Origin of the sequence: Pseudomonas citrullilanati (genome assembly GCF_030580855.1) — a bacterium.
Classification (GTDB): domain Bacteria; phylum Pseudomonadota; class Gammaproteobacteria; order Pseudomonadales; family Pseudomonadaceae; genus Aquipseudomonas; species Aquipseudomonas citrulli.
On the sequence record NZ_JAUQOP010000003.1, the window covers coordinates 45,320 to 58,001 of the forward strand.

Annotated in this window: 12 protein-coding genes; 5 read left to right on the forward strand and 7 right to left on the reverse strand. The window is 64.2% G+C overall.

What is annotated here, in order from left to right; all coding sequences use genetic code 11:
* Nucleotides 1–2 precede the first annotated feature (2 nt).
* Nucleotides 3–1,130 carry a saccharopine dehydrogenase family protein gene (locus Q6A48_RS03240; protein ID WP_304551944.1) on the reverse strand — a complete coding sequence of 376 codons (1,128 nt, stop codon included), beginning with the start codon at nucleotides 1,128–1,130 and terminating at the stop codon, nucleotides 3–5.
* Between the two features lie 130 nt (nucleotides 1,131–1,260).
* Here Q6A48_RS03240 and Q6A48_RS03245 point away from each other — a divergent pair, with 130 nt between their 5' ends.
* Nucleotides 1,261–1,602, forward strand: a complete 342-nt coding sequence (locus Q6A48_RS03245; protein WP_304552317.1) for a hypothetical protein — start codon at nucleotides 1,261–1,263, stop codon at nucleotides 1,600–1,602.
* A gap of 453 nt (nucleotides 1,603–2,055) precedes the next feature.
* On the opposite strand, the gene Q6A48_RS03250 is transcribed toward Q6A48_RS03245, so the two are convergent.
* The 3 genes from Q6A48_RS03250 to Q6A48_RS03260 form a co-directional block, all read right to left on the reverse strand.
* Nucleotides 2,056–2,982 carry a Gfo/Idh/MocA family protein gene (locus Q6A48_RS03250; protein WP_304551945.1) on the reverse strand — a complete coding sequence of 309 codons (927 nt, stop codon included), beginning with the start codon at nucleotides 2,980–2,982 and terminating at the stop codon, nucleotides 2,056–2,058.
* Nucleotides 2,983–3,076: 94 nt separating this feature from the next.
* Nucleotides 3,077–3,865 carry a DeoR/GlpR family DNA-binding transcription regulator gene (locus Q6A48_RS03255; RefSeq protein ID WP_304551946.1) on the reverse strand — a complete coding sequence of 263 codons (789 nt, stop codon included), beginning with the start codon at nucleotides 3,863–3,865 and terminating at the stop codon, nucleotides 3,077–3,079.
* Nucleotides 3,866–4,053: 188 nt separating this feature from the next.
* Nucleotides 4,054–4,395: a YajG family lipoprotein gene (locus Q6A48_RS03260; RefSeq protein ID WP_304551948.1), complete on the reverse strand. Its 342-nt coding sequence runs from the start codon at nucleotides 4,393–4,395 to the stop codon at nucleotides 4,054–4,056.
* Nucleotides 4,396–4,575: 180 nt separating this feature from the next.
* Here Q6A48_RS03260 and Q6A48_RS03265 point away from each other — a divergent pair, with 180 nt between their 5' ends.
* Nucleotides 4,576–4,812 carry a hypothetical protein gene (locus tag Q6A48_RS03265; RefSeq protein WP_304551950.1) on the forward strand — a complete coding sequence of 79 codons (237 nt, stop codon included), beginning with the start codon at nucleotides 4,576–4,578 and terminating at the stop codon, nucleotides 4,810–4,812.
* Between the two features lie 16 nt (nucleotides 4,813–4,828).
* Here the strand turns inward: Q6A48_RS03265 and Q6A48_RS03270 are convergent, their stop codons facing one another.
* Nucleotides 4,829–5,737, reverse strand: coding sequence for a hypothetical protein (locus tag Q6A48_RS03270; RefSeq protein WP_304551951.1), 909 nt, complete (start codon nucleotides 5,735–5,737; stop codon nucleotides 4,829–4,831).
* 183 nt (nucleotides 5,738–5,920) lie between these two features.
* Here Q6A48_RS03270 and Q6A48_RS03275 point away from each other — a divergent pair, with 183 nt between their 5' ends.
* On the forward strand, nucleotides 5,921–7,075 hold the full coding sequence (locus Q6A48_RS03275; protein WP_304551953.1) for an epoxide hydrolase family protein: 1,155 nt from the start codon (nucleotides 5,921–5,923) through the stop codon (nucleotides 7,073–7,075).
* 43 nt (nucleotides 7,076–7,118) lie between these two features.
* Here Q6A48_RS03275 and Q6A48_RS03280 read toward each other — a convergent pair whose 3' ends face one another.
* Both Q6A48_RS03280 and Q6A48_RS03285 read right to left on the reverse strand, forming a co-directional pair.
* Entirely contained in the window at nucleotides 7,119–8,453 is a 1,335-nt protein-coding gene (locus Q6A48_RS03280) for an epoxide hydrolase family protein (RefSeq protein WP_304551955.1), read from the reverse strand.
* A 346-nt stretch (nucleotides 8,454–8,799) separates the two neighbouring features.
* Nucleotides 8,800–9,981 (reverse strand): XylR family transcriptional regulator, encoded by a 1,182-nt coding sequence (locus Q6A48_RS03285; protein ID WP_304551956.1) that lies wholly within the window; start codon nucleotides 9,979–9,981, stop codon nucleotides 8,800–8,802.
* 152 nt (nucleotides 9,982–10,133) lie between these two features.
* Here Q6A48_RS03285 and xylA point away from each other — a divergent pair, with 152 nt between their 5' ends.
* Complete coding sequence (gene xylA / locus Q6A48_RS03290; protein ID WP_304551957.1) at nucleotides 10,134–11,450, forward strand: xylose isomerase; 1,317 nt, start codon at nucleotides 10,134–10,136, stop codon at nucleotides 11,448–11,450.
* Between the two features lie 180 nt (nucleotides 11,451–11,630).
* Entirely contained in the window at nucleotides 11,631–12,632 is a 1,002-nt protein-coding gene (xylF, locus tag Q6A48_RS03295; protein ID WP_304551958.1) for a D-xylose ABC transporter substrate-binding protein, read from the forward strand.
* Nucleotides 12,633–12,682: the final 50 nt, after the last annotated feature.

The following is a 12,682-nucleotide window of genomic DNA, read 5'->3' on the forward strand; positions in this document are numbered from 1 at the left end:
GCTCAGCGCGGCCCCTCGGTCAGTTGCACGGAGATGGACAAGTTGACCGGGTCGTTGATGGCGGCCATGTATTCGTCCACCGTGATCTCGCCGACACACGGCCGGGCACCCGGCTCGGGCACATAGCCGCCGGCGATCTTGGTGGCCAGGGCGACGGCGGCGCAACTGGGGATTTGCGGCCCCTTGTCGTTCAGTGCGGTCAGTTGCACGGTCATGGACAACGGTTGCCCGTCGACTCCGAGCCCCTGGACATCGATGTACATCGCGCTCTTGCCATCGCCGAAGCGTTCGAACCAGGTGCCCCAGCGATGCAGCCTCGCGGCCCAGGGACGATGGTCGCGCACCCAGCCCAGCTTCATCGCCTGGGCCAGCAGGCCGTTGGCGACACCGCCCAGCTTCAGCCCGGCGCCGGCCTTGAAACGCAGGGTCCGGGCGCCGTAGCGCTGGGCGAAGATGTCCATGTCCGGCACGTCGACGTTCGACAGGAGCCGTGTGCCCAACGGCTGCATCCGGCGCAGCGTGAGGTCCTGCCACCCCGGCACCTCATGGACCTGGCCGTCACGCAGTTGCTTGATGGGCTTGCCCGCATAGGCGAGGACACCCTCGATGGTCGACAGGCCTGGCATCTTGGCCGACGAGGAAATGCCGTGTTCGATCGAGTCGATGCGCTTGAAGCGATACCGATGCTCGTCGATCAGGGCGGCCGACAGCGAGGGCACCGAACTGCAGCCACTGAGGATCGCGACGCCGGCTTGCCTGGCCTGCGCATCGAGCACGCCGATGCCGTTGACGAAGGTCCGGCAGTCCGAGAGGTCGCAGTAGTGGACGCCCGCCTTGATGCAACTCTGCGCGATCCCATAGGATTGGCCCTGGAAAGGGCCGCCGGTGTGGATGACCAGGTGGATGTCCCGCTCGTCCAGGACGCTGCTGAACCCGGCCGCCATGGCATCGCCGCACCAGTGCTCGCAGGCCTTGCCCGATAGGGCTTTCAACTCATCGGCCTTGCGCAGTAACTTGTGCGGGTCACGCCCGGAGATCACCACGTCGATGCCTGGCGCTACGACCAGATGCCTGCAAACGATACTGCCGAAGTTTCCATAACCACCGATTACCATCACCCTGAGTGTCATTTTCCTTCCCTACAGCCACAGTGGTAGCCGCCATGATATCCCACGTTTTTCCAGGTATTGGTGATTTCACACGTCCGGAGGCGGATCGATGAGCCTGAACAAACGGGCCGCAGCCTGCGCCCTGGCGCTGATGACGCTCTCGATTCCGTACACCTCGGCGCAAGCCGGCACCTGGCAGATCTGCCGCCTGGAACTGCACATCGTCGAGGTGCTGAAAAATCCCTATCCGCAGTTGCAAGCGCGAGTCACCAAGGCCAGCCCGGCGTCGGCCACGGTGGAGTGCCCGCCGCCAGGATCGACGATCAGGTTCATACCTGAAACCACCGACTACCAAGCCACATTGCCCCGCCGGCAATGGCCTGCAAAGGGACAGTCGATGCGCATCGACTACCGCTACCTGGATGGGATCTGCAAGGGGGATGGCAACTCCCATGCCTGTAGAATCAAGCACTACCCACAGGCAGGCCGTTAACCCAAAAACCGCTGGCTGCCGCAGGGCCATTGGGTGGCGGACGCAATTCCCAAAACCACCCCAGCCCCCCTGTGGGAGCGGGCTTGCCCGCGAAGGCGTCCGGTCAGCCAACTTCATCGCCACTGACCCACCGCTTTCGCGAGCAGGCTCGCTCCCACAAGGGCAGTGGGTGGGCGGACGCAATTCCCAAAATCACCTCAGCCCCCCTGTGGGAGCGGGCTTACCCGCGAAGGCGTCCGGCCAGCCAACATCATCGCCACTGACCCACCGCTTTCGCGAGCAAGCTCGCTCCCACAAGGCAATTCGGTGGCAGACGCAATTCCCAAAATTACCCCAGAACCACGGTGGGAGCGGGCCTGCCCGCGAAGGCGTCGGCACAGGCGACATCCATGCAAGCTGACCCACCGCTATCGCGAGCAGGCTCGCTCCCACAGGGGGATGGGGGTTCGGTGGTCAATCGTAGAACGGCGCCACCAACCTCCGACTGCCGACAAAAAAGCTGTCCGCGACCAGCCGCAGCGGTTGCAGGTCCATGTCGCTGGCCTTGTCTGCGATCAACTGCTGGAAATGCCGGTACACCGCCGCGTACTCGCCCTCTTCGGATACGGCCTGGCGCACGCCGTCGATGCTCAGCAGCGCACCGCCATTGTCCAGGCGCAGGACGCCCTCGGCGCAGCGAATCTCGATGCCCCAGAGTTCGTCATGGCCATGGTCGAAATCGAACTCCGCACGAATATCGAGGTGGCGCGCGTCGGCCATCTTCAGGCTGGCGGCAATCGGTGACTGGCAGTTGTCCGGCACGCGCAACTCGGCGGATGCCACGAACAACGGCAATGGCAACAGATGGGTCGCAATGGACAAGGCATTGATGCCCGGGTCGAAGACCCCCAGGCCGCCGGGTTGCCAGATCCACGCCTGGCCGGGGTGCCACTTGCGCACGTCTTCCTTCCAGTCGATCTGCACGCTTTGCAGGGTACGGGTGGCCAGCCATTGGCGAGCGGCCTCGATGCCGGGGGCGTAACGCGAGTGCCAGGCGAACAGGCCGCTGACGCCCTGTTCACGGGTCTGCTGCACCAGCGCCATGGCTTCACCCAGGGTGGCGCAGGGGGGTTTTTCCACCAGGACATGCTTGCCCGCTGCGAGGGCCTCTTGCACCAGGGCGAAGCGCCCCTGGGGCGGCGTGCAGAAAGCGATCGCATCGACCTGCGGGCCGCTGGCGAGCAGTTCGCCCAGGGACCGGAAGTTCTCGACCCCGGCGCAAGGCTGCCCTTGCGTGGCGACGGACACCAACTGGAATGCGGGGTTGGCGAGGATAGCGGGAACATGTTGATCCTGGGCAATCTTGCCGTAGCCCACCAGACCGAGACGAATCGGTTGCATCACTGACTCCTGATTTTTTTGTACTTATGCCGGGGCAGCAAACTAGCCCTAATTACCGCGATGGACAATGGGGCCACCAGTGCTTCGGTAAAACTCAGCGCTGGGCACCGGTCGCCGTCACCACGTTGGAAACCCGGCCGAAGAACGGGTCCAGCCGCTCACGCGGCGCGTCGTGCTCCACCACCAGGGCAGTCACCTCCTCGCAGGAGGCCACCTGGTAATGGGCGACGCTGGAGAGTTTTTCATTGGTGACGGCGGTCACCAACTGGCCGCTCGCCGCCGCCACCGCACGCTTGAACTCAGCGTCATCCAGGCCGAACGCCGTGACACCGTTGTCCGGGTCAATGGCGCAGGCGCCGAGAAAGCACAGGTCGAAGCTGAACTGGCGCAACTGCTGCACCGCCGTCACCCCGATCACGCCGCCGGCCACCGGGTTCACCCGCCCGCCCAGCAGGATGACCTCGGCACAAGGCAGCTTCATCAACTCCACCGCAATCAGCGGCGAATTGGTCGCGACGGTCAGTCGCAACCCTGGGTCGATGGCGCAGGCGATGGCCAGGTTGGTGGAGCCGGCGTCGATGAACACGTGTTGGCCCGCGCGCAGCAACGAAGCCGCGGCCTGGCCGAGGCTGCCCTTGCGCGCCGGATCCTGGCGCACACGCACGTCCATCGGCCTTTCGGCGGCGGGCAACACGATGGCACCGCCATAGACACGCTTGCACACCCCCGCTGCCGCCAATGCACCCAAGTCACGGCGTATGGAGTGTTCGGAAACATTGAATTCATTCGCCAGGTCAGCCGCGATCACCCGGCCGTAGCGGGCCAGGCGCTCGCTGATCAATTGCTGGCGCTCGCCGGGAAACGTTTCATGGGTGAATGTCATGGCAATAAACCTGCATAAACGAGCAACAATAATCACAAACGAGCAAAATATGCCGGTTGCCGCGCCAGGCGTCAAACCCGTCCTGGAAATAGCCAAAAAAAAAAGCCCCGCGACCGGATACGGTGCGGGGCAAAGGGAATTGGTTGGTTGCGGCCAACCAAAGGAGCACGGTGAAGCGATTCGATGAGTCAGATGCAATCCTGGGCGGCGCGTTCGAAACTCGACGGCAGCAGGTTCGAGGCCAGCAGGTGGCGCTCGTAGATGAAGACCTTGCCGCCATTGCCGGCCTTGTAGGCTTCCAGCACGTTGTCCGCCGACACCTTGCTCGGCACCACGATCCGGTAGCTGCGCTGGGTCTGGGAGACCGTCGGGTTCAACGAGCTGCCCTGCAATTTCGGCACGACGCACTCGGCGTATTGGGCCGGTGTCTTGCTGGTCTGCAAGGTCAGGGTCGGGTCGTTCGGGGCGGTGGCGCACCCGGCGAGCAAGGACGCGGCAAACGCCATGGACAGGAGAAATAAACGGCGCATCGGGGTAATCCTGGAAATAAAAAGTGGACGGCGTGTTCGATGGCGCTGATTTTCCAAGGATTGTCGGTAAAGCAGAACTTGCGTTTCGTGATGGTCACTATTACTTCTAACAATAGTTGCGCGCTGCGCCGCCCCCTAAGCACCGAACGACACGGGAGAAAAGACCGATGAGGGCCGTCCATGAGAACGTTTGACCTGATCCGCGACGCTGTGCTGCCAGATTTCCGGGACCGGGTGAGCGACTACCTGGTCCAGTACGAGACGATACTGCTGGACAAAGATCCGGCCGACCCGGAGTTGGTGCGTGCCACCGCCCACCAGTTGCGTGGTTATTTGCGCGGGTTGAACACCACACGGGTGCTGGGCATGGCGGACTGGGAGGAACTGGACCGGCGAGTGGTGAACACCTGGCTGTAGCGCCCGCCACCCGCCCTCAGTTTTCGCCTGGGGTCGAAGACTGCGGCGTGGTGCCGCTGGCCTGCGCCTTCGTCAGTAATCGCTGCACCCAGCCAGCATCCTCGTCGTCGATCACCGCGTAGCGGCTCGGCGCGAAGAACTGCCAGTGATGCGCGGCCTCGGCCAGGCGCTTGAGCTCATCGGCAGCCAGCCAGTACGCCGTGTCCAGCAACGGGATCGGCGCGCCACTGAAGCGTCGACCCAGGCACAGCTGGGTGCCCGGGGCAAAGGCGAGCGCCACCTGCTGGCACGGCTGCATCTGTCGGTCGGGCGCCGGCTTTGCCCCGACCTTGCCATAGCTGAAGTGACCGGGGTACTGCTCCTTGAGCACTAGCCAGTGACCGGCTTCGGTCCGGGCCACGACCCATTGCACGACACCGCTGTCCTGCACACATTCGAGCTTGCCGTCGGTCCATTGCATCAGCGTATTGCAGTCCGGGTCGTAGTCGTTGGACCACAGGCTGATAGCGCAGACCAGGGTGTGCCGCTCGAGCTCGACCATCCCTCGATCCGGCATGGACTGCCAGTAGCGCCGGGTGGGATCGCGGCTGTCACGCCAGAAGTTGCGCAGTGCCCAGGCCGCCGTGAAAAGCCCTGCGGCAAACGCGAGCCGACCAGACCACTGGTCGATAGCCCGGTCGATGTCCAGCCCGGGGGCCAGCAGCGACTGACAGAGCCACAGGCCGAGCAACAACGCCGCCCCCGCCATCACTGGGCCAAGGCACAGCGGGGCCGTCAACACCTCGAACCAGCTGAAGCGATGCACGCTCGCCTGCTCACGCGCCCGCGCCTGTTCCTGGGGGAGCATCGGCGCCTGCTCCCGTGGTCCAAGCCCCGGGTCAGGGGTCTGGAAGCGCTTGTACAGGGTGTAAGGGTTATCCGTCATGGATCGGGTCACGCTCTCGGGCATCGTCGGCCGCCAGCTTACAGGTCAAACTTCGCGACGGGGATAAGGACCCGCTGACAGCCCAGCCCTGACTTCTCCCCAGGCCAGGCGGTAACGCGTAGTATCCCTATGGCCCAGCCCAACGGACTGCCCATCCGCCCTACAGGGACACCCTGATCGACCATGCACATCGAACCGTTCTCCATCGATTTCCCCGACAGCGCCCTCGACGACCTGCGGTATCGATTGCGCAACACCCGCCTGGCCGAGCCCCTGCCCGATCAAGGTTGGCGCGAAGGCATGGACATGGACGTGCTTCGCGGCCTGATCGAGCATTGGTCGACCGCGTTCGATTGGCGCGCCCGGGAAGCGGAGCTCAACCGCCTGCCGCAGTTCGTCGCCGAGATCGAGGGCCAACGGGTCCATTTCATCTATCAGCGGGGTGTCGGACCGGATCCCATGCCGCTGGTCCTTACCCATGGCTGGCCCGGATCGTTCATCGAGATGCAGCGCATCATCGCCCTGTTGGCGGACCCGGCCAGCCACGGCGGCGATCCGGCCGATGCGTTCCACGTCGTGGTGCCCTCGTTGCCTGGCTACACCTTTTCCGCGCCGTTCCAACAAGCGGGCAAAGGGCCTTATGAGGTCGCCGGACTATGGCGAACACTCATGAATGGATTGGGCCATGAGCGCTTCGGTGCGCAAGGCGGGGACTTGGGCGCCGGCGTATCGACCTGGCTGGGCCTGCGCTTTCCTGATCAGGTCACCGGCATTCACCTCAACTACATCCCCGGATCCTATCGCCCTCCCCTGGACGAAACCGCTGCGCCCCAGACGGAAGAGGAAAGCCTTTTCCTGCAACGCGCCGCACAATTTGGCGAGGCCGAAGGCGCCTATGCGCACATCCAACGCACCAAGCCGCAGAGCCTGGCGGTGGGCCTGAATGATTCACCGGCCGGGCTGCTGGCGTGGATGGGCGAAAAGGTCCTGGCGTGGTGCGACACCGGCGCCGACCACCGTCCCGCCATCGAGCGTGAATGGCTGCTGACCAATGCGACGCTTTACTGGCTGACAAACTGTATCGGCTCGTCGTTTCGCCCGTATGTGGAGGGCAGCCAGCGCCCGCTGCTGTTCAACAGCGGTGAACGGGTCACGCCCCCGGTCGGGGTCGCGGTGTTTCCCAAGGAACTGCCCATGCCGCCACGAAGCTGGGTGCAGCGTGGCTACAACGTGACCCACTGGAGCGCGATGCCCCGGGGCGGTCACTTTGCCGCCCTGGAACAACCGCAGTTGCTGGCACAGGACATCAGGGCGTTCTTTCGAACGTTGCGCCAGTGATCGTTGCGCCTCGCGGGAACCATCACTGGCGCACCGCCCGGGGTTACTGCGTCGATGTGCGCAGCGGCCGGAACGCTTCGCGCAACTCCTCGCTGAACAACCGAGGCTGTTCCCAGGCAGCGAAATGACCGCCCTTGGCGACCTCGTTGAAGTAGGACAGCGATGGATAGGCACGCTGGGCCCAGGTCTTCGGTGCGCGGTAGATCTCCTGCGGGAACACGGTGATCGCCACCGGGACCTTGATGTCCGTGGTCTTCTGCGCGGCGGCGCTGAAGTTATTGTTGTTGTTCTCCCAGTAGAACCGCGAAGACGAGGCGCCGCTGTCGGTCAACCAATACAAGCTGATGTCGTCGAGCATTTCATCGCGGCTGAGCACCCTTTCAGGCTGACCGGCACTGTCGGTCCAGGCCGCGAACTTCTCGTACATCCAGGCCGCCGTCCCGGTGGGTGAGTCGGCCAGCAGGTAGCCGATGGTCTGCGGCCGGGTCACCATCATCGCGCCGTAGGCGGCATTGCGACCGAAGAACGTGCTCAGTGAGCGGTAGGCGGTGCGTTCCGGTTCGCTCAGCCCGGCCGGGGCCGGATCGCCGCTGTTGATCGGCTTGACCAACTCCGGTGGCACGGTGGCCGGCATGTTCAGGTGGATCCCCAGCAATCCGGGCGGCGCCAGGCGCCCCAGTGCGTCGGAAATCACCGAGCCGTGATCGCCCCCCTGGGACACGTAGTGGCTGTAGCCCAACCGCTTCATCAGCACATCCCAGGCCTTCGCCACCCGATCCGGCCCCCAGCCCAGTTCGGTCGGCTTGCCGGAAAAGCCATGGCCGGGAATCGACGGTATCACCACATCGAAGGCATCTTCGGCGCGACCGCCATAGGCGGTCGGATCGGTCAGCGGGCCGATGGCCTTGAGGAACTCGAACTGCGAACCTGGCCAGCCATGGGTGAGGATCAGCGGCATCGCATTGGGATGGCGCGAGCGCACGTGGATGAACTGGATGTCGACGCCATCGATGGTGGTGACGAACTCCGGCAACGCGTTGAGCCTGGCCTCGGCCTTGCGCCAGTCGTAGCCGTCGCCCCAGTACTTGACCAGTGCCTGCACCTGGGCCAGTTGCACGCCCTGGGTGGTGTCGGTGACGGTTTCCTTGTCCGGCCAGCGCGTGGCGGCAATGCGTTGGCGCAGCTCGGTCAACTTGGCTTCATCGACATGGATACGGTAAGGGCGGACGGCCTCCGACCCGGCCTGCTCGGTGTTGGCGCCGGGGCCCTGTGCGGCTGTCGCGTCGGCGCTGGCGGCGAGCAAGGCAAGGCCGAGCGCACTGAGGGCGCCGGCCGTCACCCGGTAGCGCTGCCAGTTGAAAATGAAGGGGGCAAGCATGATGAATCTCCTTTCAAGTGGTCGGCTCAAGCACGCCCGAGCAAACCGGCGCGATGTCCCGCGGGGGGTTCCAGCCGGGTGCGGTGGGCCTGATGCCGATGAGACGGCACCTGCCGTCTCGACGCAGGTCATTTAAGGCTTGGCGGGTATCCCGGATGTGTCACCAACGGGCGGCAACGCAACAGTTCGTATCGGCGTGGGGGCTGGATACACGGGGATACATCGGTAAAGGGGAGGTTTGTATCTCGGCGGGCAGTGGGCGGCCTTCGCGAGCAGGCTCGCTCCCACAGGGATGGGCGTGGTGGATCCGGTGGGAGCGAGCCTGCTCGCGATGGCGGCAGGACGCTCACACCGCCGCTTGAGCCTGCTGATACTCCCGGGGCGTACAGCCGAATTCACGCCGGAACACGGTGTGCAGGTACTGCGCCGACTTGAAGCCGCAATTCTGGGCAATGTCGGCAATCGGCGAATCGGTGTTTTCCAGGCCGCTGGCGGCCGCGGCGAGCTTGAAGCGCAGGATCTCGTCATGAACGCTGCAACCGCGCACCTTGCGAAAATGTGATTCCAGGGATGAGCGCGACACGCCGACATAAGCCGCCACCTGGGCGGTCTTGATGCCCTGGCAGGCGTATTGGCGAATGAACAGCAGCGCCTGCATGACGTAGGGATTGCCCAGCGGCTGGTGCAGGCTGGAGACCTGCACGTTGATCGCATCCGGCGGGACCAGGATCTGCGTGCCGCTGGACGGCATGCCGTGGAGCATCTGGTGAAGCAGGCGCGCGGCGGTCCGGCCCATGGTTTCGGTGCCCTGGATCACCGAGCTCAATGGCACCCGGGTCAGGCTGCGGGTCAGCGGGTCGTTGTCGATGCCGATCAACGCGACCTGTTCGGGGACGGCGATCCCGGCGGTCAGGCAGGCTTGCAGCAGTTGCCGGGCGCGCGCGTCGCTGACGGCGATGATGCCGATGGGTTTGGGCAGGCTTTGCAGCCAGGCGATCTGCTGTTCGACGGCACTGTCCCAGAGCGGCGCGCTGGTGCCCATGCCGCGATAGATCTCGACGGGCAAGCCATCGCGCTGCACCAGCCGGCGGAAGGCTTTTTCCCGCTCCTGGGCCCAGCGATTGGCCTGCGACTCGGGCAGGCTGAAACAGGCAAAGCGCGTCAGCCCCGCCTCGATCAAGTGCCCATAGGCCAACGCCATCAACGCATCGTTATCGGTGGCGACATAGGGAATGCCCTTCGGATAGGCCCGCGCATCCTGGTAGGAACCGCCCACCGCCACCACGGGCAGCTTGATCCCGGCCAGCGCCTCGCCGATCAACGGGTCGTCGAAGTCGGCGATGATGCCGTCGCCCTGCCAGCGCTCGATGCCTTTCAGGCGACAGAGGAAGTCCTCTTCGAGGAACAGGTCCCAGGAGGCACGGGTGCTGCTCAGGTAATTGCCGATGCCGCTGATGATGCCGCGGTCGTAGATCTTGCTGCCGTTGAACAACAGGGCGATGCGGTGAACGGGCGGGACGGTTTTCATTGTTTTTACCCTTGGCCGATGGACACAGACTAGGCCGGCCAAGGCCCAAGCTCAATACAAAATCGAACGGGCCGTTGGTGATTTTCATAATCAGCAGGCCCGGGAGCGGCGCTAGTATCGAGACACCGCCAAGAATAAAAAGGACATTGCACATGCCGTACTTCCCCGGTGTCGACAAGATTCGCTACGAGGGCACCGCCAGTGGCGCACCCCTTGCCTTCCGCCATTACGACGCCGACAAGGTCATCCTCGGCAAACCCATGCGCGAACACCTGCGCATGGCGGTCTGCTACTGGCATTCCTTCGTCTGGCCGGGGTCCGACGTGTTCGGTGCCGGTACCTTCAAGCGCCCCTGGCAGCGCGCCGGCGACCCGATGGAACTGGCCATCGGCAAGGCCGAAGCCGCCTTCGAGTTCTTCAGCAAGCTGGGCATCGACTACTACTGCTTCCACGACACCGATGTCGCGCCGGAAGGCCAGTCGCTGCGCGACTACCGCAACCATTTCGCGCAGATGGTCGATCACCTGGAACGGCACCAGGAACAGACCGGGATCAAGCTGCTGTGGGGCACCGCCAACTGCTTCAGCAACCCCCGCTTTGCCGCCGGCGCGGCGAGCAACCCGGACCCGGAAGTCTTCGCCTGCGCCGCCGCCCAGGTGTTCAGCGCGATGAACGCGACCCTGCGACTCAAGGGCGCCAACTATGTGCTGTGGGGCGGCCGTGAAGGCTACGAAACCCTGCTCAACACCGACCTCAAGCGCGAGCGCGAGCAACTCGGCCGCTTCATGCGCATGGTGGTCGAGCACAAGCACAGGATCGGCTTCAAGGGCGACCTGCTGATCGAACCCAAGCCCCAGGAGCCGACCAAGCACCAATACGACTATGACACCGCCACAGTGTTCGGCTTCCTGCAGCAGTTCGGCCTGGAGCGCGAGATCAAGGTCAACATCGAGGCCAACCACGCGACCCTGGCCGGGCACAGCTTCCACCACGAGATCGCCACCGCGACATCCCTGGGGATCTTCGGCAGCATCGATGCCAACCGGGGCGACCCGCAGAACGGCTGGGACACCGACCAGTTCCCCAACAGCGTCGAGGAAATGACCCTGGCCACCTATGAGATCCTCAAGGCCGGTGGCTTCACCCATGGCGGGTTCAACTTCGACTCCAAGGTCCGACGCCAGAGCGTGGACGATATCGACCTGTTCCACGGCCATGTCGCGGCCATGGACGTGCTAGCGCTGGCCCTGGAGCGCGCCGCCGCCATGGTCCAGGACGACCAGTTGCAACAGTTCAAGGACCAACGCTACGCCGGCTGGCAACAGCCATTCGGCCAGGCCGTGCTGGCGGGCGAATACAGCCTCGCGGCCCTGGCCGAGCATGCCTTCGCCAACGGCCTGGACCCGCAGGCGGTCAGCGGCCGGCAGGAGATGCTGGAAAACGTCGTCAACCGGTTCATCTATCCCTGACAACGGTGGTGAGGGCGCCGGTTTGCGCGGGCTGCGCAGCAGCCAAAGGTCCGCCACAAGGCTGTGACATTTGCGCGACAAATCTCCGCCCACGACGCCGCGCGACGCTCTACAGTCTTACCGGCATCACGCTCATCGTCAGGACGTGTCTTTCAAACAACAATAAAAGGACGCACTACCATGAAAACCTTCAAACGCACGTTGCTCGCCGGCGCCCTCGCCCTGCTCTCCCTCCCGGTCATGGCCGACGCGGCGCACCCGAAGATCGGTTTCTCCATCGACGACCTGCGCCTGGAACGCTGGTCACGGGACCGCGACTACTTCGTCGCGGCGGCGGAAAAACTCGAGGCCAAGGTCTTCGTCCAGTCGGCCGACGCCAACGAACAGAAACAGATTTCGCAGATCGAGAACCTCATCTCCCGGGGCGTCGACGTGATCGTCATCGTGCCGTTCAACGCCACCGTGCTGACCAACGCCGTCGCCGAAGCCAAGAAGGCCGGGATCAAGGTGGTGTCCTATGACCGGCTGATCCTCAACGCCGACATCGACGCCTACATTTCCTTCGATAACGAAAAGGTCGGCGAAATGCAGGCCAGCGGCGTGCTGCAGGCGGCGCCCAAGGGCAATTACTTCCTGCTCGGCGGCGCACCGACCGACAACAATGCCAAGGTCCTGCGCGAAGGCCAGATGAAAGTGCTGCAACCGGCCATCGACAAGGGCGATATCAAGATCGTCGGCCAACAGTGGGTGAAGGAATGGAACCCCACCGAAGCCCTGAGCATCGTGGAGAACGCCCTGACCCGCAACAGCAACAAGATCGACGCCATCGTCGCGTCCAACGACGCCACCGCGGGCGGCGCGATCCAGGCCCTGGCGGCCCAGAAAATGGCCGGCAAGGTACCGATCTCGGGCCAGGACGCCGACCTGGCGGCGGTCAAGCGGGTGATCGACGGCACCCAGACCATGACCGTCTACAAGCCGCTCAAGCTGATCGCCAGCGAAGCCGCCAAGCTCTCGGTGCAATTGGCGCGCAACGAGAAACCCACCTACAGCTCGCAGTACGACAACGGCAGCAAGAAAGTCGACACCATCCTGCTCACCCCGACGCCGCTGACCAAGGACAACATCGACCTGCTGGAAAAGGACGGTTTCTACACCAAGGCGCAGATCGCCGGGCAGTGACCTGACACCAAGCCACCTCCCTGTGGGAGCGAGCTTGCTCGCGATGACGG

Excerpts from the sequence above, each read along its gene's own strand:
- xylA (WP_304551957.1), top strand. The coding sequence starts at position 10,134 with ATGCCGTACTTCCCCGGTGTCGACAAGATTCGCTACGAGGGCACCGCC.
- Q6A48_RS03260 (WP_304551948.1), bottom strand. The coding sequence starts at position 4,395 with ATGCGCCGTTTATTTCTCCTGTCCATGGCGTTTGCCGCGTCCTTGCTC.
- Q6A48_RS03280 (WP_304551955.1), bottom strand. The coding sequence starts at position 8,453 with ATGCTTGCCCCCTTCATTTTCAACTGGCAGCGCTACCGGGTGACGGCC.
- Q6A48_RS03245 (WP_304552317.1), top strand. The coding sequence starts at position 1,261 with ATGACGCTCTCGATTCCGTACACCTCGGCGCAAGCCGGCACCTGGCAG.
- Q6A48_RS03275 (WP_304551953.1), top strand. The coding sequence starts at position 5,921 with ATGCACATCGAACCGTTCTCCATCGATTTCCCCGACAGCGCCCTCGAC.
- Q6A48_RS03285 (WP_304551956.1), bottom strand. The coding sequence starts at position 9,981 with ATGAAAACCGTCCCGCCCGTTCACCGCATCGCCCTGTTGTTCAACGGC.
- Q6A48_RS03250 (WP_304551945.1), bottom strand. The coding sequence starts at position 2,982 with ATGCAACCGATTCGTCTCGGTCTGGTGGGCTACGGCAAGATTGCCCAG.
- Q6A48_RS03265 (WP_304551950.1), top strand. The coding sequence starts at position 4,576 with ATGAGAACGTTTGACCTGATCCGCGACGCTGTGCTGCCAGATTTCCGG.
- Q6A48_RS03255 (WP_304551946.1), bottom strand. The coding sequence starts at position 3,865 with ATGACATTCACCCATGAAACGTTTCCCGGCGAGCGCCAGCAATTGATC.
- Q6A48_RS03240 (WP_304551944.1), bottom strand. The coding sequence starts at position 1,130 with ATGACACTCAGGGTGATGGTAATCGGTGGTTATGGAAACTTCGGCAGT.
- xylF (WP_304551958.1), top strand. The coding sequence starts at position 11,631 with ATGAAAACCTTCAAACGCACGTTGCTCGCCGGCGCCCTCGCCCTGCTC.
- Q6A48_RS03270 (WP_304551951.1), bottom strand. The coding sequence starts at position 5,737 with ATGACGGATAACCCTTACACCCTGTACAAGCGCTTCCAGACCCCTGAC.